This is a genomic window from Elusimicrobiota bacterium, assembly GCA_026388155.1.
Classification (GTDB): domain Bacteria; phylum Elusimicrobiota; class Elusimicrobia; order Elusimicrobiales; family UBA9959; genus UBA9634.
Genome location: JAPLKI010000022.1, coordinates 209,562 through 233,255, shown reverse-complemented (window position 1 = coordinate 233,255; position 23,694 = coordinate 209,562). Strand labels below are relative to the sequence as shown.

24 protein-coding genes are annotated in these 23,694 nt (G+C 52.8%); 2 read left to right on the top strand and 22 right to left on the bottom strand.

From position 1 onward, the window contains the following. Window positions 1–19: 19 nt before the first annotated feature. The 9 genes from NTX59_11185 to NTX59_11145 form a co-directional block, all read right to left on the bottom strand. On the bottom strand, window positions 20–322 hold the full coding sequence (locus tag NTX59_11185; GenBank protein MCX5786240.1) for a hypothetical protein: 303 nt from the start codon (window positions 320–322) through the stop codon (window positions 20–22). A 188-nt stretch (window positions 323–510) separates the two neighbouring features. Then, window positions 511–2,481: an ABC transporter permease gene (locus NTX59_11180; GenBank protein MCX5786239.1), complete on the bottom strand. Its 1,971-nt coding sequence runs from the start codon at window positions 2,479–2,481 to the stop codon at window positions 511–513. An 8-nt stretch (window positions 2,482–2,489) separates the two neighbouring features. Beyond that, window positions 2,490–3,482 carry an efflux RND transporter periplasmic adaptor subunit gene (locus NTX59_11175; protein MCX5786238.1) on the bottom strand — a complete coding sequence of 331 codons (993 nt, stop codon included), beginning with the start codon at window positions 3,480–3,482 and terminating at the stop codon, window positions 2,490–2,492. Between the two features lie 5 nt (window positions 3,483–3,487). Then, the gene (locus tag NTX59_11170; GenBank protein ID MCX5786237.1) at window positions 3,488–4,753 is read right to left on the bottom strand and encodes a TolC family protein; all 1,266 of its coding nucleotides are present in this window, start codon (window positions 4,751–4,753) and stop codon (window positions 3,488–3,490) included. A 70-nt stretch (window positions 4,754–4,823) separates the two neighbouring features. Next, window positions 4,824–4,976, bottom strand: a complete 153-nt coding sequence (locus NTX59_11165) for a hypothetical protein (protein ID MCX5786236.1) — start codon at window positions 4,974–4,976, stop codon at window positions 4,824–4,826. 221 nt (window positions 4,977–5,197) lie between these two features. Beyond that, window positions 5,198–6,127 (bottom strand): hypothetical protein, encoded by a 930-nt coding sequence (locus NTX59_11160; protein MCX5786235.1) that lies wholly within the window; start codon window positions 6,125–6,127, stop codon window positions 5,198–5,200. A 271-nt stretch (window positions 6,128–6,398) separates the two neighbouring features. Next, window positions 6,399–6,791 carry a periplasmic heavy metal sensor gene (locus NTX59_11155; GenBank protein ID MCX5786234.1) on the bottom strand — a complete coding sequence of 131 codons (393 nt, stop codon included), beginning with the start codon at window positions 6,789–6,791 and terminating at the stop codon, window positions 6,399–6,401. Next, on the bottom strand, window positions 6,788–7,246 hold the full coding sequence (locus tag NTX59_11150; GenBank protein ID MCX5786233.1) for a zf-HC2 domain-containing protein: 459 nt from the start codon (window positions 7,244–7,246) through the stop codon (window positions 6,788–6,790). The genes NTX59_11155 and NTX59_11150 overlap by 4 nt, the downstream gene beginning before the upstream one ends. Next, window positions 7,243–7,830, bottom strand: coding sequence for an RNA polymerase sigma factor (locus tag NTX59_11145; GenBank protein MCX5786232.1), 588 nt, complete (start codon window positions 7,828–7,830; stop codon window positions 7,243–7,245). Before NTX59_11145 ends, NTX59_11150 begins: the two co-directional genes overlap by 4 nt. A gap of 455 nt (window positions 7,831–8,285) precedes the next feature. On the opposite strand from NTX59_11145, the gene NTX59_11140 reads away from it, so the two are divergent. Next, window positions 8,286–8,630 (top strand): hypothetical protein, encoded by a 345-nt coding sequence (locus tag NTX59_11140; protein ID MCX5786231.1) that lies wholly within the window; start codon window positions 8,286–8,288, stop codon window positions 8,628–8,630. Between the two features lies 1 nt (window position 8,631). Here the strand turns inward: NTX59_11140 and NTX59_11135 are convergent, their stop codons facing one another. The 10 genes from NTX59_11135 to NTX59_11090 form a co-directional block, all read right to left on the bottom strand. Then, entirely contained in the window at window positions 8,632–9,213 is a 582-nt protein-coding gene (locus NTX59_11135) for an outer membrane beta-barrel protein (protein MCX5786230.1), read from the bottom strand. Window positions 9,214–9,266: 53 nt separating this feature from the next. After that, the gene (gene murB / locus NTX59_11130; protein ID MCX5786229.1) at window positions 9,267–10,166 is read right to left on the bottom strand and encodes a UDP-N-acetylmuramate dehydrogenase; all 900 of its coding nucleotides are present in this window, start codon (window positions 10,164–10,166) and stop codon (window positions 9,267–9,269) included. Window positions 10,167–10,198: 32 nt separating this feature from the next. Next, entirely contained in the window at window positions 10,199–11,140 is a 942-nt protein-coding gene (locus NTX59_11125; GenBank protein ID MCX5786228.1) for a DMT family transporter, read from the bottom strand. 147 nt (window positions 11,141–11,287) lie between these two features. Then, window positions 11,288–12,502, bottom strand: coding sequence for an ornithine--oxo-acid transaminase (locus NTX59_11120; GenBank protein ID MCX5786227.1), 1,215 nt, complete (start codon window positions 12,500–12,502; stop codon window positions 11,288–11,290). Window positions 12,503–12,609: 107 nt separating this feature from the next. Continuing rightward, window positions 12,610–13,359, bottom strand: a complete 750-nt coding sequence (locus tag NTX59_11115) for a hypothetical protein (GenBank protein MCX5786226.1) — start codon at window positions 13,357–13,359, stop codon at window positions 12,610–12,612. A 136-nt stretch (window positions 13,360–13,495) separates the two neighbouring features. Next, entirely contained in the window at window positions 13,496–14,527 is a 1,032-nt protein-coding gene (add, locus tag NTX59_11110) for an adenosine deaminase (protein MCX5786225.1), read from the bottom strand. A 51-nt stretch (window positions 14,528–14,578) separates the two neighbouring features. After that, complete coding sequence (locus tag NTX59_11105; protein MCX5786224.1) at window positions 14,579–17,413, bottom strand: AMP-binding protein; 2,835 nt, start codon at window positions 17,411–17,413, stop codon at window positions 14,579–14,581. 280 nt (window positions 17,414–17,693) lie between these two features. Then, window positions 17,694–19,019 carry a hypothetical protein gene (locus NTX59_11100; GenBank protein ID MCX5786223.1) on the bottom strand — a complete coding sequence of 442 codons (1,326 nt, stop codon included), beginning with the start codon at window positions 19,017–19,019 and terminating at the stop codon, window positions 17,694–17,696. A 132-nt stretch (window positions 19,020–19,151) separates the two neighbouring features. Continuing rightward, window positions 19,152–19,883, bottom strand: coding sequence for a hypothetical protein (locus NTX59_11095; GenBank protein MCX5786222.1), 732 nt, complete (start codon window positions 19,881–19,883; stop codon window positions 19,152–19,154). A gap of 141 nt (window positions 19,884–20,024) precedes the next feature. Continuing rightward, entirely contained in the window at window positions 20,025–20,417 is a 393-nt protein-coding gene (locus NTX59_11090) for a diacylglycerol kinase family protein (GenBank protein ID MCX5786221.1), read from the bottom strand. A gap of 289 nt (window positions 20,418–20,706) precedes the next feature. Here NTX59_11090 and NTX59_11085 point away from each other — a divergent pair, with 289 nt between their 5' ends. Beyond that, window positions 20,707–21,078, top strand: a complete 372-nt coding sequence (locus NTX59_11085) for a response regulator (GenBank protein MCX5786220.1) — start codon at window positions 20,707–20,709, stop codon at window positions 21,076–21,078. Between the two features lie 84 nt (window positions 21,079–21,162). Here NTX59_11085 and NTX59_11080 read toward each other — a convergent pair whose 3' ends face one another. The 3 genes from NTX59_11080 to NTX59_11070 all read right to left on the bottom strand — a co-directional run bounded on the left by NTX59_11080 (window position 21,163) and on the right by NTX59_11070 (window position 23,643). Beyond that, a complete protein-coding gene (locus tag NTX59_11080; GenBank protein ID MCX5786219.1) occupies window positions 21,163–21,567 on the bottom strand; it encodes a protease inhibitor I42 family protein in 405 nt (134 codons plus the stop codon). A 41-nt stretch (window positions 21,568–21,608) separates the two neighbouring features. Further along, on the bottom strand, window positions 21,609–22,883 hold the full coding sequence (locus NTX59_11075; protein ID MCX5786218.1) for a hypothetical protein: 1,275 nt from the start codon (window positions 22,881–22,883) through the stop codon (window positions 21,609–21,611). 283 nt (window positions 22,884–23,166) lie between these two features. Continuing rightward, window positions 23,167–23,643, bottom strand: a complete 477-nt coding sequence (locus NTX59_11070) for a C40 family peptidase (GenBank protein ID MCX5786217.1) — start codon at window positions 23,641–23,643, stop codon at window positions 23,167–23,169. Between the last annotated feature and the right edge of the window lie 51 nt (window positions 23,644–23,694).

Below are 23,694 nucleotides of genomic sequence, written 5' to 3'. Positions count from 1 at the left end.
ATGTTGTCAACCAGCGCAACTAAATAACCCATCTGCATGATATTTTAAACTTTCGCAGGGAAACAACGGCTTCTCCATCCTTGAGTATTCTCGCCGCCAGTTTGTGTTCGCCGTCCGCAAGGTCACTAAGGTCGAACCACCAATGGCCGGCTTCATTCCTGCATAGCGTCCAGTCACTCCCGTCAACTAAAACCTCAACCTTCTCACCCCGGGGAGCGCTTATTCTTACCGCATAGTATCCGCCCCGAATGACTTCATTGGTCTTAGGGTAATCTATCGTGATATATCTTTCTGTTTTTTGCTTTTTTGTCGCCTTTGTCATAATGTTTACTCCCCGTTTAATTCACTATTTTTTGAAAGTGCGGCGATTAAAAATGTGTGCGGGCCTCCGGTACGTTTTCAAAAGCCATTCCTTGGCCAGAAAATATGTTTCCCTGTCAAGAAAGCCGCTGGATTTTTCTACACCGGGCATTTTTTTAGGTTTTTTTGATTTTTTTATTTTCAGCGTCTTTATTCATAACGGAGCGCTTCTATAGGAGATAGTTCCGAAGCCTTTTTGGCTGGCCAGAACCCGAAAATAATACCCACCGAAGCTGAAAAACCGACTGACATTATTACAGATCCGGTCGTAACTATCAGGGTCCACTTTGCCAGTTTAGCCAACAGCAAGGCCGAACCCGCTCCCAACGCCACGCCTATAACACCGCCTGCAATAGATAAAGCGGACGCCTCTATAAGGAATTGCGTCAATATAGCTGTGCGCGTGGCTCCTATAGCTTTGCGCAACCCTATCTCGCGGGTGCGCTCGCTTACGCTTACAAGCATTATGTTCATAATGCCTATACCTCCGACCAACAGCGATATCCCGGCTATTACGCCCAGCAGCATTGTCATTGTTGTGACCATGGACCCCACCATCTCGCGGATATCTGACATATCCATTAACTGAAAGTCGTTGTCCTTATCCTCAGTTAGTTTGTGACGCTTGCGCATAAGAGCCGTAACATAGGTTTTAGCCGCGTCCACACTATTCTTATCCTTAGCCTGGAGCCAGATAGCGCTTACATATTTGTTTCCCAATAAGCGTTTCATCGCGGTATCGAGCGGAATCATTATGACGTCATCCTGGTCCTGGAATCCTCCGGAACCCTTAGCCGGCAACAATCCTATCACACGGAAATTTTTATGGTTTATCTTTATTGTGCGCCCGATAGGATTCCCGGTGCCGAACAGGTTGGTGGCCACGGTTTGGCCTATAACCGCCACCGCCGCCATCTCGTCATTTTCCCGCTGGACGAAATAACGCCCATAGCGAGGTTTGGCGTTATGCATGGCGGGGTATGCGATAGTTGTCCCTTTTACCGAAGTGTTCGTGTTTTTTGCTCCGTAAACAGCCTGCACATTACCACCCACATTAGGGTCCACATATGCGATAAGCCGTTTATTTCCCGCCAGGGCTTTTGCGTCTTCAAGCGTAAACCGGCTGGTCCTGGCTCCGGACGCCCCGCCGCGCTGCGCTGACGAGCCCGGCATAAGACCAATCAGGTTAGAACCAAGGTTGGATAATTTCTCTTCCATTGACTGCTGCGCGCCACGGCCCAGCGCCAACATGGCAAGCACCGCTCCCACGCCGATAATAATACCCAGCATGGTAAGGAATGAGCGCATCTTATTGGACGCCATAGCCCGCAGCGCGGACATAAAATGCTCTCCGAATTCGGCCGGAGTGAGCCCTGTCGAGCCGCGCGGCGCATGCCGGGATTTTTTGGTTTCGGGTGGCGGAGGAACACCAGGTTTGGAGGTATCCTCAACTATCTGTCCGTCCCTGATGTGAATAACGCGATTGGCCCAGGCCGCCACATCAGCCTCGTGTGTAACCATCACCACGGTAATACCCGCCGCATTGAGACCCTTCAGAATATTCATCACTTCGCCGGTCTGCGAAGAGGCGAGGTTACCGGTGGGCTCATCCGCAAAAATGATCTTCGGGCTGTTTACCAGCGCCCGGGCGATAGCCACGCGCTGTTGCTGGCCGCCGGAAAGCTGGTTCGGCTGATGAAGCATACGGTCTTGCAGTCCCATCTGTCTTAGGTATTTCTCGGCTACGGCCTGACGGTTTGACGTACGCGTGTAGACAAGCGGCAAGGCCACGTTATCGGTTGAGGTCATGCGGGGCAACAGGTTAAACTGTTGAAAAACAAAGCCGATGGTTTTTGAGCGCAAAAACGCAGTTTCCTCGTCTGAAAGGCCCAGAACTTCTCTGCCACCTATGAAATACTGCCCCGTCGTAGGCCGGTCCAACAGTCCCATTATGTGCATTAGTGTGGATTTACCCGACCCGGAGGGGCCCATAATGGCCACGAATTCGCCTTCGCGGATCTTCAGGTCAATCCCGCACAGTATCTCAAGGTCGCTATCACCCAGGTTGTAAACCTTTTTAATGCCTTTTATCTCTATTAATGGAGAAGTTTCTTCAGTCATAATCATTGTCACATCGGCGGAGGCCCGGAATTTCCGCCAGTTTTTTCGGATTTGGTTTTCTTGAGACCGCTCGGCATAAAAGGACTGGCTGAGTCCGAGGCCGCCTGTTGCGGCATAGAACCATCGCCTGGGGAAAAGATGATTTCGCCATCCGCCACTCCGGAAAGTATTTCGACATTAGTTCCGTCATCAAGGCCTGTTTTTACCGGGGTCAACACAGGATGTTTCGGGTCGCCCTTGTATACGCAACGCGTCCCGTCCTCGGTGTCGGTGAGCGCCGTAACAGGCAGCAACACCGCCCTCTGTTTACGCGTGACTATAACCTTGATATTTGCGGACATCTCCGATGCAAAAGAAGCGGGCACATGGTCCGGGCGTATTTTCACGGAATAGGTGATGACATTGCTGACGCTCACTCCTTCCCGCAGTATTTGGAATACCGTGCCCTGGAATGCGTCTTTCGGATAGGCGTCAAGCGTGATAACGGCGCGCTGCCCTTTCCTGATGCGCCCGATGTCCGATTCATCCACCTGCGCGACTACAATCAGATCATCTGCAAGTGCGAACATCTCGGTTGATGTATCCAGCGTCTGCCCTTTAACTACACCGCGCTTTATCACCGTGCCGTCAAGCGGGGAAAGCACGGGCGTGGGTTTATAGGTGTTTTCCCATTTAGCCAACACTTCGTCGCCCTTGGCGCGCGCGGCATCCAATATCGCCACCCGGTCGGTGGAACTAAGGTAGGCCAGTACCTGACCGCTTTTAACAGTATCCCCTTCTTCCGCAATTATTTTATCTACCCGGCCGGCTACAGCGGGTTTCACAACCACACGGTTCAAAGGCGCTATATCACCCGTGGTGTCAACAACATCACTTATTTCACCGCGCTCGGCGGTCACCGGAACGTAAACCGGCGTATTTAGTTGTTTTTTTTGATTATAAAACCGGTAGCCTGCGGCTGCGACTATAATAACGATTAAAGCAATGATGATTTTTTTCATAATTTTCAGTCTCCAAGCGGTATCCCCAGCAAACTGTCAACTTCCGTACGTGCGATGTTTACTGACCTGAGTGAGGTTAAATAGGTCTGTTCCGAAGAAACAAGCTCCTCTTCCACATCTTCCCAGGTCTGAAAAGACATTGTGCCGGAGAGGTACTGTATTTCAGATTCTGAATAGCGCTGCCGAGCGGCGTTGAGCAGCATGGCAACCGTGGCCACATTTTCAATATTCGTTTCCAGCGCCGCCAGGGCTGATTGTAAATTGGTCTTGGCGCTAAAAAGAGTGCTGCGGTAGTCTTCTTCCGCTTTTTGCATGGTACTTTTGGCGTTAGCCAGATTGTTTTTGAAATAGGTCGGCCCATTACTGAAAAGCGGCCAGGAAAGCGAAAGTCCCAGCGACCAGGCACGGTTCCCGGGCAATTCCGACACTCCATTCCAACCGAGACCCTGGGTGGCTGACAGAATGGGGAACAGGTCCGCATTCGTCTGCTTAACTTTCAGACTGTATAATTCCACTGACTTCTTTGCGGATAGCACGCTTGGGATTAATAGCGCCGCTTTATCAATATCGATGTCAGAAACCGTTGCGGGAACCGAGAGTGTGCCGGACGCGACAACCGGAACAAAGTCATCCGCTCCGATGTCGGCGGTTAGGCCGCGCTGGGCGGTGAGCATATCACGCTTTGCCTGCGCCAGATCCGCTTTGGCCTGCGCCAACTGGGCTTCGGTACGCAGGCGATTGCCTTCGCTTTCACGGCCGCTTTCATACTTTAGATTTATCATCTCCGCGCTTTTCTCACGGATAGCGAGGATGTTTTCCATCACTCCGATCCTTTCCTGTGCGTAAAGCAGATAAACAAAAGAAGTAAGCAGGTTTTTGCGCGTGTCCGCCAAAGCCGCGCGCAAACTCACATCCGCTTTCTCCACGGATTTAAATTGCACTTCCAAATCGGCATATGACTTCATACTGAACAATGTTTCCGACGCGTTCAGATTGACTGAAAAGTTATTACCAGGGCTGGAATTCACGGAACCATTGCGGGAATAGGAGTTAGAAACAGATATACCGGGAAATGGCAGACTCTGGCTTCGGCCGGCATAATAACTATAGCGGGCCGACTCCAACAACCGGCGGTATCCTGCCAATACAGGATTTGACAGCATAGCTGTTTCCTGGCAGTCCCTCCATGTAAGCGTTTTTACTTCCTGCGCGACCGCAATGGCAGGCAGCAGCGCAACCACGGCTGTAAGTATTGTTTTTAATATGGTCATAGATGTGTTCACCGCAGCGAAGCAGTCTGGAAACGCGCTTCTTTTACTGCCGTCAGGGCCGTATGCGGTATCACAGCATACCTACGGCCGCAGCAATTAGCGCGATAAAAAGCGCCATCGGCCAATCCCGCTTAAGCCCGCCAAAATCGTCGTCGTCATGTCCGAAATCTCCGAAAGAATCCTCTTTTTCTCCGGTTATGTCCGTTTTCCGCCCCGAAGGCACAGCTTGAGCGCCCGGTGCGGGGGACAGTCCGCGTTTTTCCGCCAAGGCAGCAGGAACGGAATTCTGAGACACAAAGCCGGGCCTAGCCAGCTGTGCGCGCGGGGCACATGAGCTCAAAAGCGGCGCGGCTAACAGCGCCGCAAACGCCGCATTTCTCCGTAGAGGCCGCGGCGCTTTAAGCCTATACAGGGCAGCCGGAAAATATTGACGGCTGATATTTTTCATCGCATCATTACGATTTTTCTCGCCAGCTTTATTTTCAGCCAGAAGCTTATAGGGTCAGGCAGGGTGGGAGCGGAGTTGTTTGCGCCGCCAGGTCCGCCCATACCAGGGCCATTGTCCGAAATGCCGCCCGGTCCGCCTATACCCGAACCACCGCCGGGCGGAGGACCACGTCTGCCGCCGCCCGATCTGCCCCCGGGGCCACCCATACCTGAACCGCCGCTTCTGCCGCCTTCCGAACCCGATTCTGAATTCCTTTTGCCGGGCATGGAGCTTTCGGTTATTTCGGATGTTTCAAAGCCCGCTCCCACAACAGCGACGTTTTTTGAAATTAACTTGGCAAGCGGGATCTTAAACTCGAAAACCGGCCTTTTTTTTCTGTTAAGCCCGGATTTGAATTCCACGCCCTCGGAATCAAGCGAAAACAGCGGGCCATCTTTGTCCACAATGCCTGCTTCATATGAAACCGCTCTCGGCTCCGGCATCTTCCTTTCCCAAGACTGCTCCTGGGACGGCTGAGTTTTAGCCTCCCCCTCCTTTTCTTTTACTCCCTTGATCTCAAGCTTTATGCCATAAACCTTTTTTTTTCCGTCTTTGCCGTCCAGCCAGAGCGTGAAAGTCTGCTTGAATATTCCGGAAAGCTGCGCGGCGGAGTCGCGATCCAGGGCGGCGGCGTAGATATAAAGATTCTTATCGTCATTGGCCGCCGAAACCGCCAACCCTCCTTTTTCCGTCATCCCATCCGCATCCCATTCTGCCCCGTCTCCATCCACTTTTATCGCCGATTCGTTCCATGCGCTGGGTATTTCTTTGGCACCGAAAAGGCCCGCACAGGCGGTAGATGCCATAATAAGGGCAAAACCCGTGGCGGCGCAAAGTCTTACACCCAGCCTGCCCGTACCACTATATGAACTTATACGGTTTTTCATAACAGCCTCCATTAACGAATGTCCCTGAAATTTTATAACCAAGCCGCCTGTAATTATGTGTAAAAAAGGCGTTTTCGGAAATTACCGGAGTATTCCAGCTAAGTGGAAGCCGGGCCTTTAAATTCAGTGGAAAAGCGAGCGGCAGTTTTTATGGCGGCGCAAAAGCTCTCAAGCTGCCGGGGCAGGAATCGGCGTTGCGGTAAACTCTTGCCTGTTCCGCTGCTGCGGCTACTGTCACTATTACTGCTGAAATTTATGATGCGGCCAGGTATCAGAAACCGCCATGGCCGCGCCGCATGGGCGGACCGTGGTGTCCCTCCGGCCTGAAGTCTTTTTCAAGTTCCTCAAGCTTGGCAGCCTGTTCGGGTGTAAGCACCGCCTTCAATTCGGACTTGATCCGCAGCCGCACTTCTTCCATTTTGGGTCTGTTCTCCTCCATTATCTTTTCCATCTCCGGCTGGTACTTTTTAAAAATAGCCGAAACTTTTTCCCGCTGAGACTCTGTAAGTCCCAATTCGTGGTTGAACATCTCCATGGGCCCGTCCATGTGGTGCGGCGGCGGAGGCCATGGCATGCGGTGCATGCGGTAAAAGTCGGAGAAGACGGCTCCCAGCAGAAAACCTGCCGCGGCGGCTACCGCCACCTGGTTCCAACGTATGGTCATTTTTTCCCTCCTTCAAGTAACATGGCCAGAAGCTGTTCGCTGCCGGTTTCTCCGCCGCCGAAAATCATAATTGAAAGTTTTTCAGCTTCTTTATGCGCCGCCACAGCGGCCAGCAGCGGCGACTGGCTGACGGGTAAAAGCCCGGTTTCAACGCATAGCGCGTATACAGCGCAGGACGCCAGCGCCAGCACCGGGACTTTCCACCAGCCGGCGAATGCGGGGGTGTGGTACACGCCGACCGAGTCCAGCACAGCTATACGCGCCATAACGGCCACTGAAATATTCGAAGTTGTAACGCACGGTTTAAGAATTACTTCCATGGCACGCAGGTGGGACAGTTCCTCGCGGCAGCAGGGGCAGGTGTTTATGTGCGCCGCAACGGCGCGGGCCTCGGCCGGCGGCAATTCGCCGTCGTGAAAGGCCTCTAATTTAGCGCAAAAATCATCCGGGTTCATTCTCTCTCCGTATGTTTAGACACTTGTTCAGGCAAAACGTGTCGCAGTCGGGCGCGCAGTATTACCCTGGCGCGCCTCAGTTTGGCTTTTACCGAATCCATAGAAACCCCCAGCGCGACTGCTATCTCGGCGTAATTCTCCCCCTCCAGACGCAGAGCTACCACGGCCCTGTATGCGGCGGGCAGCGCCGCCATTGCCCCGGCTGCAATTTCAGGATCCTCATGAGGGGCCGCTTCAGGAGCGGCCGCGCGCATGGCTTTCTCGCGCGCCGCCTCGGTCATGGCGTCAAAACTTTCCTGTCTGGCTCTACAGGTTTTTCTGCGGAGGTTGCAGCAGTGGTTGAAGGCTATGCGGTACAGCCAGGTGGAGAAGGAAGAGCCACGGCGGAAACCGGGCATGGCGGTGAAGGCTTTTACGAATATCTCCTGGGCGGCATCTTCCGCCGCCTGCCTGTTAGAGAGCATTGAAAGGCAAAAGCCAAGCACCTTCTGCTGATGGCGGATGACAAGGACGGAAAAAGAGTCGGTATCTCCGTTTAGAACTTCGGTAATCAACTCTGTGTCGCTTGGTTCAGAAATAAGCACAGTCACCTTTCATTGAAATATAATTGCAGTTATTTATTATTAGACACCGCAAGACGTCAAAAGTGTCGCGGGCAGCGGCGCCACTAACACCGCATCGCGCCAAAAGACCCCGGCACTTTGAATCTGCACAGGGCATCCGAAAGATATTAACGTCCTAGTCCGGGACCGGCCCCCCCCACAAAAAATGTTAAAAGCCGGTCGCACAGCAAAATTAGCATTACCCAATACGCCGGGGGCTGGTTTAGCCGGACACAATGGATAACTGCGGCTCCACAACATAGTAAAGCCCATTTATATAACGCAGTTTACTATGGCAATATTGCAGCGGTTCGCGGTGTGAGGAAAATGGTTGTGGAGGCGTCGAACGGATTTTACCGCGCTTTTGTGCAGATAATAGACATTGTGATTTTTTAAAATGTTGCGCGCGCGGCGCTTTAGGGAGTATAATTCTTATTATGCACAGGAATTGTACTCCGGCCTTAAAAACAGAAGCTGAGGATGACGCCATAGAACCGGAGATAGTAAGCAGCCCCTCACGGGGCGCGCATGGCGGACAGAAAGCCGGAAGCGCAATGTCGCGGTTTCGCGCCTTTATATTCAAACTTAAACTGCTTTTCGCGGGAGTGATAGGCCTTGTAGCGTTGGCGCTTATAATAACGGGCGCCGTGCTTACTTCCACCGTAATAGGGGCGATTTTGGGGATACCTCTGATGCTTGTCGGAGTCTTGCTTATCTGGCTGCTGCTCAACGCGCTTACCTTCGGAGAAACTAAAAAATTTTTTGTTTCCCGGCGTTTTTGAGTTAAAACATATTTTCCAGCCGGAAGGTGGTCACAATATTTGTAGCGGATACTTTAGCGTTCCCTATACCGATAAAACGCAGTATCTTATGCATCCGCAGGTCGATCCCGAACGTGAGACCTGACTGCTTCTTGTAAATCAGGCCGAAACCGCCGTTATAACCCAGCTTATCGCTGAAGCTGGTGGAATATTTCGCACCGTCGCGCGAGTCCGTATAGGCGGGCGTCCACCTGTCATACAAGCCAAGGCCGATCCTCCCGTAAAAATCAAAGGGGCCCAGCTCTTTGACCTCTTTGTAAAAAGGCGCGAAATAAAGCACCCTGGGTTTGCACTCTGTAACAACGAAGTGCGGGTGCCCGGAATCATACCCGATCTCAAGCCCCAGCCGGTGTCCCTCGTCAACCTGGTACTCGGCTGAAACCGCAAGCGCGGAAGAAGCTTTGTACTGTTTGCCCCATTCCCCGCTGATAGGCCTGGAAAAACCGTATCCAAAACCATACGAAATATTACCGGCGTCAAAAGCCTGACACAAAACCGGATAGCAGCTTATTGCCGCCATCATAACAAAAGCCATTTTCTTCATATCCGCCTCCCTGAAATGTTTCTTCCGCTGAGCATGTCAATATCGCGGTATTTCTACTCAAAATCCCCGAGCAGTACCTGTTCAAGATCAAGTTCAATGCCGGTTTTGGCCTTAACCTCGGCCCGCACTTTTTGTATCAAGCGGTAAATATCCGACGCCGTGGCCCCGCCCGAATTCATTATAAAACCCGCGTGTTTTTGCGACACCTGCGCTCCGCCTATTTTAAGCCCCTTAAGGCCGCATTCGTCTATAAGGCGGGAGGCGAAATCGCCGACAGGACGTTTGAAGACGCTGCCTGCCGAGGGATAGTCAAGCGGATGTTTTTCGGCCCTTTTAGCCAGTATGCGGGCCCGTTCCGCCAGAAGTTTCTCGCTCCCCAAAGGCTCAAACGCGAAAGAGACCGAAAGAACGATCAGGTTTTCCAGCCCGAGCACGATCCTGTAACCATGCGCGATTTGATTTTTCTTTAACGTAAAAACGCGCCCCTCGGCGTCCATAGTCTCAACCGAAACAAGACGGTCGAATGTTTCCTGGCCATAAGCCCCCGCGTTCATGCGCACAGCGCCGCCGACCGTACCGGGGATACCTGAGGTTTTTTCCAGACCGCCAAGGCCTTTTTCCGCGCAAACGCGCGCCAGGTCGTCCCATAAAACGCCTGAGCCCGCCGTTGCGGCGTTGCCCGAGATTGTAAGCTGTGAAAATCTTTCCGTAAGCGCCGTAACTCCGTCAAGCCCCTTGTCGCTGACCAGTACATTAGAACCTTTGCCCAGTACGCGAAAAGGCAGGTTTTTTTCAAGACACCAGCGCCAAAGCCAGCACATTTCGTCGGGGGAAGCGGGCTTGACCAGCGCATGGGCGGCGCCGCCGGCCCGGTAAGTGGTGAAATTGGCCGCGGGCTCGTTAAAAAAACAGAAGGTCCCGAATTTATCTTTAAGTGCATCGTAATCAGGCATGGCGCGTGGTTCCTTTTTCCGTTTTTTATTTATCAGTCCGGTTTAAAGCCGTTCGGACCTGCGGCCTGAAACCTGAAACCCGTGACTCTGTTAATGTTAACAAAATATACCCCTGCAAGTATAAGCAGACCGCCGAAGATCGCGGACGGAGCGGCCGCCTCGCCCAGAAAAAAATAAGCGGAAAGCAAAGTGGCAAAAGGCTGAAGATATATAAAATAGGAAGATGTTACAGGGCCCAGTCCTTCAACCGAATTATTCCAGAACAGGTACGCAAAAGCCGTAGAAAGCACGCCAAGATACGCAAGGCTTACCCAGCCGCGCGCCGTTACCCGGACAAACTCAGCGGGCCCGCCGGAAACCAGCCAGGCCGGCAGCAGGGTTAAAAGCGCCACCAGCATGGTAACCGTGGTCACCTTGGCCTGCGGCCAAAAGGTAAGCCATTTCCTGTTAAGCAGGACGTAAAAGGCCCAGGCGAAGCAACTTATCATGAAGATAAGGTCGCCGCGCGTGGAAGGCAGAGAAAAAGCCGCCGCCCCTGTTTTTGAGAACACCACCAGCACTGCGCCCGCAAAGCCTAAAATGAAGGCAACTATTTTGAAGGGACCTATTTTTTCACCAAAGGCGGCCATTAATCCGGCCACCAGGATAGGTATGGTAGCTATAAGCCACCCCGCGTGGGAGGCCTGTGTGTATTTCAGCGCGTAGGCCTGCACATATTGCTGGATTGAAACGCCCAGCAGGGACATTAGCAGCACTTTCCACAACAGGGACGGCTTGCAATCCGCCGCTTTAAGGCGCGCACCGCTCAGGAAAAGAAGCAGCAGCACGCCTATAAGCGTGCGGGCGGTTACTATTGAAAGCGGCGAGATTTCGGTAACGAGATACTTTGTAAAGGGGTAAGACGCGCCCCAGACCGCGGCGGCAAAAGTTACCTGGAAATAGAGCCAGTTACGGTTTTTTGACGGAACAGCCATAAAGAAAGGTCACAGGTTTCAAGTCACATGTCACAAGCAGAAGAGAACCCTAAAAAGGTATGGGTCTAAAAGTCCAACGGATAGCGCCGGGGGAATATAAGTTCCCCGCACGCTATCCGTTAGTCGCCATTTGCTATTCGCTATTTATTATTTACGCAGCACTTTCTTTATCCGCCTGAAAGCCCAGTCGATCTCTTTCTTCGTGATGATCAGCGGCGGAGCGAAGCGGATCACATGGTCATGCGTTTCTTTGGCAAGCAGGCCAAGGTTCATAAGCTGCTCGCAAAAGGGCCTGGCGGGACCGTTAAGTTCAACGCCTATAAGCAGGCCTTTGCCGCGTACTTCTTTTATGTTCGGGCCTTTTATGGAGCGTAATTTGTCCATGAAATATTCGCCGATCTCGCGTGAATTTTCAACCAGGTTTTCCTCGGTTAGAACTTTTAAGGCGGCCCGGGCCACCGCGCAGGCCAGCGGATTGCCTCCGAAAGTGCTTCCGTGGTCCCCCGGGTTGAACACGCCCAGAACTTCTTTGGAGGACACCACGGCGGAAATGGGCATTACCCCCCCGCCGAGCGCCTTGCCGAGTATCATCATGTCCGGCTTCACGCCCTCGTGCTCGCAGCAGAATTTTTTTCCGGTGCGGCCGAAACCGGTCTGTATTTCATCGGCCACGAAAAGGACCCTGCTGGCTTTGCAGATATCGTAGGCGGCTTTCAGGTAGCCCGCCGGCGGCACTATTATGCCCGCCTCGCCCTGTATCGGTTCCACCAGGAAAGCCACGGTATTAGGCGTTACGGCGGCTTTTAACTCTTCAAGGTTGCCGTAGGGCACTACCTTAAAGCCGGGAGTGAACGGCCCAAAACCATCCTTGTACTGCGGCTCGGTGGAAAAAGACACTATGGTCACGGTGCGGCCATGGAAATTATTGGAGCAGACTATTATCTCGGCCTGGCCTTCCGGCACGCCCTTTACTTTGTAACCCCATTTGCGCGCCGCCTTGAGGGCGGTCTCAACGGCTTCAGCGCCGGTGTTCATGGGCAGAGTCATTTCATAGCCGGTAAATTCACAAAGCTCTTTAAAAAACGGCCCTATCTGGTCGTTATTGAAAGCTCGCGAAGTGAGCGTGACCTTTTTAGCCTGCGTGGTGAGCGACTTGATCACTTTCGGATGCCTGTGGCCGTGGTTAAGAGCCGAATAGGCGCTTAACATGTCCATATATCTGCGGCCTTCCAGATCTTTAACCCACACGCCTTTTCCCTGCGCGATTATTATCGGCAGAGGGTGATAATTGTTGGCCCCATAAGTTTCGATCATTTCAAGACAGTTCTGGGACTCCGTGCTAAGTGTTTGATTGGTTTCCATGATAAACTCCTTTGCATAGTAGAGAGTAAATAGCGGATAGTGTAGAGGTCTCCTTACGAATGTTTGCTTCTTACTCTACACTCTCGTCTATATTCTCTACACTCTTATTAGAATCTCGCCCCAAGGCCGGCTTGGTAACCGCTATTGCCATGCAGTGAACTGTAGGCACCATACACATAAAGCAGCGGCATGGGAGAGAATTTAATGCCCGCCGTGTAGCGGGGTTTGAACGATGTTTTGGCGGTCACGCCATTGAACCCGGGCACACCCTTTACCTCAAGGCTGGTATGGTCTAAACCAAGGCCGACAAAAGGCTTAATAATAGGGATATTCAGCGAGGCCGACACGTCAAAAGACATGTGGCTGCCTTTGAAATATTTGTAATCAATAGTGTCGTAAAAGGCCGAAACGGACACATCAGGTATGAACTTGGTGAGTGTTCCGCTCTTAAACACCGGATAGCGCAGGCCTCCGCCCATTATTGATAAGCCCGAAACCGTGATGCCGCGCACCGCTATATTCGCGCCGATCAGCGGCAGGCCGGCCGAAATCTGCGCCAGCGGCACTCCGAAAGCGTTAACCTTGGCGTTTTTAAGGAGAAGGTCCTTTGAGTTAGGCTTTGACTGCATGGTAACCGCAACGCCCGCGTCAAAACCGGGGAAACCGAGAGAGCGGCCGGTGGTGAAATCAGCCCCGCCCAGCAGCCCGCCGAAGTCTTCAGCGAAGGGTTTCAGCAGGGCAGTACCCTGCAACTGCACCTGCTTCTTGAAGTCGGAAAAAGGGTCAGCTTTTGCCATACCTGCAAATAACCCCACAGTTAAGACAGAAAACAGCGCTATTTTTAATATGTTTTTCATTGTTACCTCTCCTTAATACAGCAAGTTGCCCGCTACAGGGATATTATCCCAAAATAAAAGGCCGCCTGTCTACCGAAGTTACAGCGAATAGCAAATAGCGATTAGCAAATTATAGGCGGGAGGCACCATCTGCTGGTTAGCGGAGAAAATCCGCAGCCTGCTGTTTTTTATCCCGGTTAAGAAAGGAACCGTTCAGGGCGCATTTTATGGTGTAATCAAGGTCCCTAAATGAAAGGCCCATTTTTTCCACGCATAAACGATATTCTTTATTAAGGCTGGTATCCAGTATTTCAGGGTCGTCGGCGCCGATACATACGCTTAAGCCGGATTCGATAAATTTTTTCAGCGGATGAGCTTCAAGTGAATCTACGGCATGGGTAAGATAATTACTGTACGGGTTAGCCTCGATGGTTATGGCGTTTTCTTTTATAAGCCGCATCGCGCGGCCGGAAGGGTCGTCGGCCGCTTTAACTCCGTGGCCGATGCGCCGGGGACACAGCGCTTCGATAGTCTCTATTACCTGCGTGTACTTTCCCTCCTCGCCGGAATGCACCGTAAGCGGTATTCCGGCCTGTCGGAGTTTTTTTACGGCTTCCCTGTATATGCGGGAGGGATAATCTATTTCGTTATCCGCCAGGTCAAAACCTATTATGCCGGCTTTGTTCTTAACGGCAAAATCAATTGTTTTAAGCACCGAATTCATGCCATAGCTCCGGGAAGCGATAACGATTATCCCGCCGACGAAAGCGTTGGCCTTTTCAAATTTTTCCACTACCCCGCGCATGACCTCCAAAGACTTCTGCCAGTCCAGATCCTTTCCTTGAAGCATAAAATCGGGGCTATAGCGCAATTCCAGAAGCTTTATATTCTCATTTTTATAAGCGTCTTCAAGCGCCTGGAAAGTTATCTCTTCGAGCGCCGTATAGGAAACAAAAACCGACTGAACTATTTCGAACATCTTTAGCACGGCGGCCAAAGAATTCATGGGGGCGTGGAGTTTGGCTGTTTTGGCAAGTTCCCCTGCATCAAAAGTGGGCAGTTTAAGGCCATATTGGCGTGCCAGTTTTATTATAGTGGGTACGCGCACGCAGCCCTCAAGGTGCCGGTGCAGCTCCGCCTTAGGCATTTCTTTTATTTTTTCTTCAAGTCCGCTTTTGGTTTCTTCCATACAGTTCAGTTTTCCGGTTAAAATTTAAGCGGCGATCAGTGGTAAAAACAGCTACTTTTTCAGGTTGTCTGCGCCTGTCAGTTCCAGGGCTTTTTGTTTAAGGGCTTTCAGATCCAGCCGGCCGCCTGTAAGAGGTATGGTGTCAACTTTGTAATAGCTGGCGTGCCGCGGCTTCCAGGAATCCGGCAGAGAGCTTGCGGCAATTATAGAACGCAATTTTTGGGCGTCTCCGGCTCTGGAGGTATACAACACAGCCAGCCGCTCTCCGCCGTGGCCGTCCGGAGCCGAACTGACCCCCACCACCCGCTTCTCCAGGCCAAGCCCGTCCTGCAGCGCTTCCTCAAGCGCCAGGTGCGGCACCATTTCACCCGCGATCTCAGTAAAGCGGGATAAGCGGTCCTCTATCGTTACAAAGCCTTCCTCGTCCACACGGGCGACATCCCCAGTCCTGTACCAGCCGTCCTTAAGCGCTTCAGCGCTGAGTTCAGGACGGTTCAAATAGCCTTTCATAACATTGGGCCCTTTCACCAGCAAATGCCCCTCACTGCCCGGCGCCGCGGGCCCGCCGGTCTTAAAATCCACAACTTTCATAGCCACGCCGGGCAAAGGCAGGCCCGCGCTGCCTTCTTTCCAGCCCGTCTGAAACTCCTTGTCAAAGTCGGCATGCTGCACCGACAAAGCCGCTACGGGCGACAGTTCGGCGGAGCCGTAGCCCTCAAGCGGGCGCAGGCCGAATTTTGCCCTGAACGCTTCGGCAAGCGATGCCTTAAGCTTCTCCGCCCCCACTATTACATGCCGCAGCGTTGATAAATCCTCTTTTTTCGCTTTGCGGGTGTAAAGGCGCAGAAGCGCCGGGGTGGCAAAAAGCATGGTGGCACCGCGCTCACGCACCAGCCGGACCATAGTCCCGGCGTCAAGCGGGTTATGGTGATAAACAACAGGCACAACGCTTAGCAGGGGATACCAGAAAGAAGCCGTGTAACCGAGCGAGTGGAAGAAAGGCAGAGCCGAGCACATACGGTCTTTTCCCGTCAGAGCGAAAACAATGCGCAGGGATTCTATATTTGAAAGTATATTGTGATGGCTCAGCATTACTCCCTTGGGCGCGCCGGTGGAACCGGAAGTGAATAGTATGGCGGCCGTGTCGCCCGGGTCAAACGCCTTTTCTTTCAGGAGCCTGGAAGCGGGCGACACCCTGGCTTTTATTCCGGAAAAATCTCCCGGCTCTTTACCGGCGCCCGGAAGAAGGTCTTCAAGATATAAGGCCTGGTCCTCGCTGAGCGGGACGCCGGTATCCCCCGGGAAAACCCGGGAAGTTATCACGGACCGTATACCGCATTCCTCTATAGCCGCGCCAAGAGCTTCTTTTGAAACCTTGTAATTCAGGTTGACGGGGATCTTTCCCGCCAAAGTCACGGCCAGGTTCATCAGCGCCGCCGCGACAGACGGCGGCAGGAGCAGGCCGACATTCTCACAGCCCTTGGTCCTTTCCTCTATAGCCGCGGTCAGTTCAAGGGCGCCTGTGAGCAGGGCGCCGTAGGTCAGTTTTACGCCCGAACTGTCGCTTAATATAACGCGGTCCCAGTTCGCGCGCGCGATACTGATAAACTCGCGGCCCAGGCTTACGCGGGCGGATTTCCTTTCTTTGAAATAGTCGCAGGAAAGCTCCATGACCGCCAGGCGCACTTCACCAGCGCCTGAAGCGGCGGGCATGGGCCGGCCGAATATGACCGATACTTCGCAGCGGAACCAGCCTTTCCATTGTTTTACGAACCGCCCGTGATAATAGCTGGTGAGAGTACCCCACGCTCCGCCGATATACACCGGGATAATGGGATAGGCGCTGTTCTTCATTATTTTTGTAAAACCCTGGCGGAACTCCCTTAGCATCCCGGTGCGCGTAACCGCTCCCTCGGCAAAGATGACCACCAGGAAACCGTCGTCCATGGCCTTACGCGCCGCCTGAAGAGACGCCACTATTTTCTTGGGGGGATCCGTCATCTCTATGGGTATGCAGCCGAAAATCCGGAAGATGGGCGTGATGAAAGACCAGCCCTGGTAGATCTCCCGCGTCATGATGAAACGCAGACGGCGCCGCTGGGTGGCTATTAAAAGCAGCGGATCCATGTAAGAGATATGGTTGCATACGAGCAGCGCAGGGCCTTCCAGCGGAATGTTCTCAAGGCCGCTTACCCGTATCTTGTATAAACCGCGCGTTAAAACCAGGGCTATAAACCTGAGCAGGAAATCCGGCATAAGCTTAAGGGAAGCCGCCGCGGGCGCCAGCGTAACAAAGCCCATAACCAGGAACCCCCGCCCGGCGCTAAAACCAAGGGCATAATTAAGAAGGGCAAAACCCGCGCCTAAAAGCGCGCCGGCCAGCCCCACGCGCGCGGCGACGGACGCGGTAGGCGCATCGCCGGCGGCGCGGCGCAGTAGATAGCTGTCTATGGGCGCCATGAAAAGCCCGGCTCCCAAACCGGCAAGCGCTATCACAGGCGCCGCCAGTTGAAGACGCGGCGGCAGGAAATCCAAAGCCGACATGGAAAACGCCAGCAAGAAAGCTCCCGCCGGTACAACGCCGAACTCTATATCACGGCCGGAAAGCCGGTCAGAGCAGAATTTGCCGCAGCCAATGCCCAGCGCCGACAGGAAAGCCAGACAGGCGGCAAGCCCGGGGCTTAAGTGAAACCGCTCTATGCCGTAAGGGATTAGATTGAACTGCAGGTAAGCGCAAAGCATGGCGAAAATTGCCGCGGCAAGCAAGGCGTAGAAAAAATACCTGTCGCTATTCAAAAAGACGGGCAACGGCAAGTCAGCGCCCGCCGCACCTACGGCTGGCCGGCTGAATCCGCCTTTCCCGGACTTTTTCAACTCTCCGTCCATGTAATCCTTAAAAACATCGGAAGGCTTAAAGCTGAGGGCTGAAGGCTGAAGTTTGGAAAACTCTCTTGGGTTCTTCCGCCCTCAGCCTGCAGCCTGAACAGCCTGGATAGTTACAAAACATCATCCTTAATAATAACAATTTGCCGCTTGAAACGACATACCCGCGCACAAAAATCCTGCGGATGTTTTATACAAGCCCGGATAGCATAACAGGCCACCGCGACGACATATCGCGGTGATAAAACCTTAAAACATAATAATCGGGGACAGCGGGAACTTGTCAGCGCGGAAGCCACTTGGAGGCGGCTTTATGGAATTCCGTCCAGGCGGGGTGAAAAATTTCCTTTCCATTGTCGCCGGGGCGTATTTCTATGGGGCTCCAATAAGGCTCCGCCGCCATCGGAGACCACCATTGAGGCTGGCTGTCGCCGTCCATAAACCAGCCTTTGGGATTCCAGAACCAGCCAAAGGCGAGCACGACATCCGCCCCCGACCTGAAACAGCGGTCAAACAGCCTTTTGAAATATTCGGCCTGCGTCTCCGGCGAAAAGCCGCGCACGAGCGGTTCGCGGGAGTAGCCGGCCTCAAGCACCCATACGGACCGGACGCCTGCGAGCTGCTTGGCTCTGGCTACGATATCGGCCATTTCCTTGTCCCTGAGCGGGAGGCCGAAGAAATAGTTGCCGTAAAGATCCACGCCGACGATGTCTATCCCGTCGTCGCCCGCAGCCTTTACATAGCTTTCCCATTCCGCGGCCAGTGTGGCGTAATTCTGCGTAGTCCGTAAAACAACTCCGCGCTTCGCCCCCTCGTTATGAACCACGGCGGCAAGTTCGCGCAACAGGCGGTGCTGAAAATCCTTATCCCCCCATGAGGGCTCCTTTATCCGCCAGTTGGACATTGCATGGATTTGGGCCACATTTATCTCATTTTCAACCTGCCAGACAAAAACCCGGTCCGCGTACCTGCGCACTCCGGCGCCTACCACCCATTTCAGGAACGTCACGTAAACATCCCGCCCAAGCCTGTCAGGGGAAACCTGCACGGTGCTCCCGTCTTCCATTTCAGCGAACGGGGCTTCTTTCCGGTAGCCGCAGCCGGTCACAAATGACACCTTTATACCCTGTACGGTGAATGCGTTAACCAGAATATCCATCCTGTTCCAGCGCCCGTTTTTGGAAAGTTCGCCGATCATGGAGTCCAAAAGCGCGAAATCGGTCGTTGCCTGCCTTAGGCGCGCCATGTCCGCTTTGGAAATAAGCGCAATAGGCTCGTTCAGGGGAAGATGGGACCTGTAATGCGTGCCGCCCGACTCTTTTATCAGTTTGGCTATCTGCGGGAATGAAAAATACGGTATGTCAAAAGGTGTGCCTGAGTGTGAGATGCCTATCCCCTCGACCTTGCGGGTAGGAGGAAGGTCGGGGTATCTGTCAGTTGCCGGCCTGTTAACGGCCTTGACCTGTTTGAAAGACGCCTGCTGCACAGCGGAAAGCTGCGCCGCAAAATCGGCGTCGGAGGAAACCGGCTGACCGGCGGCGAATAAGCGGCCGGCAAAAGCAAGCGGAAGCGCGGCCGAAAATAAAACCCGGGTTCCTTTAATATTCATGATGGCCTTGTTTCTAGTCTAACACACGCCACCGTAAAAATCAATCCCCCCCGCGCCTTAATTCCCGCCTCTGTTTTTTCCGCATGTGCATGCATGAGGGGAATTCATCGTAATTCTACGAGGGAAACAGCGCTACTTCCGCTTTACCTTCACGCTGCCCGCTCCGGTTTTTATATTTAAAATGAACGGCGCGGAAGAGTCGCTTGCAAAGTCGCTGTTAAAGCTACCGAACCCGCTTTTATGGGAGATATTCAGTCTGCTGTCTTTGGGGAATCCAAGGGACACTCTGCCCGCGCCCGTAGTAATCGCGGCGGAACCGTATTTAGGCGGCCTGAGCCAGTTGACGGCTACATCGCCGGCGCCGCTTTTACAGTCAAATTTTTCGGAATAGATATCGCCGAGAATCCTGCCGGCCCCGCTTGTTATGCGGATCGCCCCGGAAAGGCCGTCCAGCTTGATGGTTCCAGCTCCCGCCGTGATCGCGGCGCCCACCGAAAAAGAGCTGACATAAACGGCGCCGGCGCCGGTTTTTATTTCAAGCTGTTTTTCCGCCGAGGCCGTCACGGAAAAGCCGGCCTTGCAGCCGCTGTTCCAGAAATGCTTTTTTTTCTCGTTATTTTTGGCTTTCAGGAAAAGCGTTCCGCCGTTCAGCTCGGAAGTTATTTCGCATTTATCCGGGGAATATTCGCCGATAAGCTCCACTTTTACGGTCGGCGCCTCCGAAACGACGAGTTTTATTTCCCCCGAGGCCGTCTCCGCCTGAATGGACAGGACGTCGCCGGACTTGAACTCCCAGTTTTTGGGCATTTCTCCGGCTATACAGTTTATGCCCCCCAGCAACAGTATTATCGCAATACAATTCATGTCCCCCCCCTTTTTTTTAACGCACAGGCACGAACCCCGTCCGCGCCCATGCTAAATTCTACAATATTGCAGAAAACATTTTCATCCCTGTCGGAGAAAATCACCCGCGCCTTTTCAAACTGCCTGATGTCGTATGGGATTCTATTCAACCCGTATAAACAACGCCCGGAAATAAGGGCCGAATATGACAAGGCCCGCTGCCGCCGAACCGATGGCGGAAATCAACACAGCTCCGGCGGCGATATCTTTAGCTCTGCCTGCCAGCGGATGGAACTCGGGAGAAGCCAGATTCACAAGTGATTCAATGGCCGTATTGAAAGCCTCGGCGGCCCATACGGCGGCAATGGCCAGAATAATCACGCACCACTCGCAATTGCCGAGATGGAAGCAGAAACCTGAAACAATAACGGCAATCGTAAAGAAGGCGTGGATCCGGGCGTTATGCTGGGATTTCAGCATAAGCGATAAGCCGTTAACGGCATGAAAAACGCTTCTAACCCGTCCGGCAACTCCAAACTGCGTGTTGTTAGTCATAGTTCAGCCGCCTTTTGATCCTCGCTTCGATATTTGAAGATTGCGGCACAGCCCTCAAAAGCAAGCTTTGAAACCCCATCTCCCCGCGTTAATTTAAGTAAACTTCAATTCTCAATCAATAATAGCAAATTCACCAACGCGGCGACGTAAAAGTGAAACGGGACTTTCATTGCATGCGGGATAATTGCGCTTTTAAAACTCCCGCCCGCACGCGCAAACCTGCCGCGGTATTTGTTTTGCGGGAAGATTTTCGCTTGACCGCTTTTCTTAATTTGTGTTTAATTACGGTATGGGAAACAAAATACTTATTGTGGATGACGACCCTGATATTCCGAACGCGCTGCGGGGAGTTTTGGAACCGCTTGGACATCAGGTGGAAATCTGCGCCAACGGACAAGAAGCGCTTGACACTCTGCAGTCCTATAAACCCGACCTGGTAATAATGGATGTAATGCTGCCGGGAATAGACGGCTATTCGCTGGTCATTACAATTTCCGACAGTGTGGGATTCAACCGTCTGCCTATCATAGTGATATCCGGTCTGGACTCCTCAAAGGTAATGTTTGAGCGTTTCCCGCAGGTGGCCGCTTTCTTTACCAAACCCTTCCACATGGACGACTTCACGGAAGCGGTAAAAACCGCACTGGCAAAAAAAGAATAACCAGGTTTTAGCTACAGGGCCCAAGCAGCTGAAAATCAAAAGGCTCCCTTCTCCGGGAGCCTTTTTTTTGATACTGCACAACCACTAGAATTGCACGACCTCGAACTTCATGTGAAATGTTTTCGCCGGGTTCACATTTTCCTCCCAGGGCCGCGTATAGGCGAATTTTAGTACCGCACTGCCCATCCGCAGGCATTTTAGTTTGAACACACGAACACCCTTCGCGGCAACGAATTCATCTGAAACGATCTGAAAAATCCGTGTATCGGGCTTATCCGCAGACCACATATATCCCGTGGCTGGATTTTCGGCAAGCCGGATTTCTATCGTGCCGTCAACCGGCACCGCAAACACTTTGCCGGCCGCGCTCTCGTCAAAATACGCGGGGAGATTCGGCGCCGCTATTTTCGCTCCATTTCCCGTCTCCTGCGCCAGGGCAAACGTCCCGGCGGATATGGCTATAAACATCGCAGCTATCAGTTTCTTCATTATAAAAACTCCTGTATATTTTCCCGCATCCGGCACGCGGTTTAATTTACCGTAAGCGCGGTCTTTGTGTCGTTCAGGGGATTTGAGTCCAAGTTCACTTCATCCGGAGTGATATTGCCGTCGCCGTCGGTAAGGCTGAGTTCCAGCACATACTTCCCCGGCGCCATGGGCCGGCCGTTTATCTCGGGCATCCACACAGCGGCGGTCGCGGCGCTCAGCATGATATCGCCGGAAGCGGGATTTTTTAACGCCATTATTCCCTGCAGCGCCACGCCCTGTAAAACCCCGTCCCGGTAAACATTCAGCTTGTAAGTCACTTCGTTCGAGCGGTTATCCAGAGCGGTGAATTTTATGTAGACCGCTTCACCGGCGCGGACAGTTTTCGGGCTGACGGAAAGATTCGCCACTAAAGGAGGCAGCTTTTTTGAAGCGGATTCCAACACCGCCACAGTGGCTGCTCCCGCCTCCGCCAGCTGACGGAAGCGTATTTCCGGGGTCGCTGTAATCCATTTATTGTTATTATTGCCCCCGTCCGAATTATTCGATTGCTCCGGAACGGCCCAAAGGTCGCTGTTCCGGTCGCCGCCGTAATGGCCCCAGGGCCCGTAAGTAATGTCCTGACCGAGCGGAGGAGCGTTATCCGCCGGGACCCAGTAAGGTTTGCCTGTGGCGGGATTCACCCATTGTGAAAGATGACTTCTTGTCTCGTCCTGAACTTGCTGGTAATACGCGTAAGGCTCAATATCCGCATTGTAACGGGAGGCGGAAATATTCACTTTGTTGTCCCAGGAAGGCCAACCCTCAAAACTGTCACCGGTGCTGTGTTTTATGTTGGCAGCGTGAGTGGGAACGGCCTGGTCCTGAGTGAGATGGCAGATAATTCCAAGCCTTTCATACGCCGAAGTGGAATCGAACTGCTCGTAATTATAAAGGACCCCGCCTTTGCTGGCAGGCGTTTTCCCATACCACAGATCTTTCGTCAGGCCGCCGTTGGCCGCGCTGTTGGGATGCCCCGATTCATCGCTGCCGCCGGTCATTAGGACACTATTGGCGCGCCCGATATCGGGGAATTCCGTTTTATTCGTAAAACTCAGGGCGGCTTTTGTAATGGCGTTGTGAGCGGAACCGAAGAAAGCTACGCTCCACCATCTTGTTCCGGAGTTCGCCGGCGCCGGAGGTGAAACCGGATTTACGGCCGCGACGGCTGATTTGTTCTCTATATTATTTAGGTCTGTTTCAAAATCAGAAGCCTTCAAAACACCGTAGGCGGAAATGGCGAGAAACGCCGCTATCAGGATATTTGCAGTTTTTTTCATCTGTTGCATCTCCCTATATACCTGTGTCGCTGGCCGGTAAATTTCTCCGGTATAATATTTATACCTCTTAATTACCGCCGTTCCAAAGGCTTTAGGGCAGAGTTATTAAGTTTTAAGGCCTATTATAAAATAGGCCGAATGGGCAGGGAAATTTCCGGCTAAAGCTGGGGAAATGCAGGTTCACAGTTCAGCGGTTCAACGGTTGGGAATCAGGGAACACAAAAAGATTGTAAAAAAAATAACCGGGAACCGATGAACCGTGAACCGGACAACCTGAATGTCGCTAAAATCCGCGGTATTTTCTGAGGCTGACCAGACGCTGGAAGTAGTACGGGTTTGTAATAGAGTCTATGTGAATTCCGTTAGTAACGGAGGCATGCACAAAAAAGCCCTTCCCGACATAAATGCCCACGTGATCCACTTTTGCCGTTCCGGGATTCTTCATCGAGAAGAAAAGCAGATCGCCCGGCAGTACGCCGGCAGGCTTCAAATACAGGGTCTCGTCAAACTGATCACGGGCAACGCGGGGCACGTGCAGGTCCGCCGTACGGTATACCAGTTGGACGAATGCCGAGCAGTCCAACCCGGTCTTCGGGTGCATGCCTCCCCATAAATAGGGCACGTTCAGATATCTCAGCGTCTCGTGAACGACCTCATTTCTGGCGTCGGCAATGGACCTGGCCTGCGCCGCCGCCGCAAAGAATAACAGGCCGGCAGACAGCCGGAAACACTTAAAAACTTTGGCGCGGAACAGTATCATTCAGATATATTTTTAGCATATTTGCCGGTGGCAAATGCAATAGTGTATTAT

Bases quoted from the DNA above. Each gene is read 5' to 3' on its own strand.
- NTX59_11140 (MCX5786231.1), top strand. From the start codon at position 8,286: ATGCACAGGAATTGTACTCCGGCCTTAAAAACAGAAGCTGAGGATGAC.
- NTX59_11170 (MCX5786237.1), bottom strand. From the start codon at position 4,753: ATGACCATATTAAAAACAATACTTACAGCCGTGGTTGCGCTGCTGCCT.
- NTX59_11150 (MCX5786233.1), bottom strand. From the start codon at position 7,246: ATGAACCCGGATGATTTTTGCGCTAAATTAGAGGCCTTTCACGACGGC.
- NTX59_11120 (MCX5786227.1), bottom strand. From the start codon at position 12,502: ATGGAAACCAATCAAACACTTAGCACGGAGTCCCAGAACTGTCTTGAA.
- NTX59_11100 (MCX5786223.1), bottom strand. From the start codon at position 19,019: ATGAATATTAAAGGAACCCGGGTTTTATTTTCGGCCGCGCTTCCGCTT.
- NTX59_11185 (MCX5786240.1), bottom strand. From the start codon at position 322: ATGACAAAGGCGACAAAAAAGCAAAAAACAGAAAGATATATCACGATA.
- NTX59_11160 (MCX5786235.1), bottom strand. From the start codon at position 6,127: ATGAAAAACCGTATAAGTTCATATAGTGGTACGGGCAGGCTGGGTGTA.
- NTX59_11095 (MCX5786222.1), bottom strand. From the start codon at position 19,883: ATGAATTGTATTGCGATAATACTGTTGCTGGGGGGCATAAACTGTATA.
- add (MCX5786225.1), bottom strand. From the start codon at position 14,527: ATGGAAGAAACCAAAAGCGGACTTGAAGAAAAAATAAAAGAAATGCCT.
- NTX59_11180 (MCX5786239.1), bottom strand. From the start codon at position 2,481: ATGACTGAAGAAACTTCTCCATTAATAGAGATAAAAGGCATTAAAAAG.
- NTX59_11155 (MCX5786234.1), bottom strand. From the start codon at position 6,791: ATGACCATACGTTGGAACCAGGTGGCGGTAGCCGCCGCGGCAGGTTTT.
- NTX59_11085 (MCX5786220.1), top strand. From the start codon at position 20,707: ATGGGAAACAAAATACTTATTGTGGATGACGACCCTGATATTCCGAAC.
- NTX59_11090 (MCX5786221.1), bottom strand. From the start codon at position 20,417: ATGACTAACAACACGCAGTTTGGAGTTGCCGGACGGGTTAGAAGCGTT.
- NTX59_11125 (MCX5786228.1), bottom strand. From the start codon at position 11,140: ATGGCTGTTCCGTCAAAAAACCGTAACTGGCTCTATTTCCAGGTAACT.
- NTX59_11175 (MCX5786238.1), bottom strand. From the start codon at position 3,482: ATGAAAAAAATCATCATTGCTTTAATCGTTATTATAGTCGCAGCCGCA.
- NTX59_11080 (MCX5786219.1), bottom strand. From the start codon at position 21,567: ATGAAGAAACTGATAGCTGCGATGTTTATAGCCATATCCGCCGGGACG.
- NTX59_11075 (MCX5786218.1), bottom strand. From the start codon at position 22,883: ATGAAAAAAACTGCAAATATCCTGATAGCGGCGTTTCTCGCCATTTCC.
- NTX59_11105 (MCX5786224.1), bottom strand. From the start codon at position 17,413: ATGGACGGAGAGTTGAAAAAGTCCGGGAAAGGCGGATTCAGCCGGCCA.
- NTX59_11135 (MCX5786230.1), bottom strand. From the start codon at position 9,213: ATGAAGAAAATGGCTTTTGTTATGATGGCGGCAATAAGCTGCTATCCG.
- NTX59_11070 (MCX5786217.1), bottom strand. From the start codon at position 23,643: ATGATACTGTTCCGCGCCAAAGTTTTTAAGTGTTTCCGGCTGTCTGCC.
- NTX59_11115 (MCX5786226.1), bottom strand. From the start codon at position 13,359: ATGAAAAACATATTAAAAATAGCGCTGTTTTCTGTCTTAACTGTGGGG.
- murB (MCX5786229.1), bottom strand. From the start codon at position 10,166: ATGCCTGATTACGATGCACTTAAAGATAAATTCGGGACCTTCTGTTTT.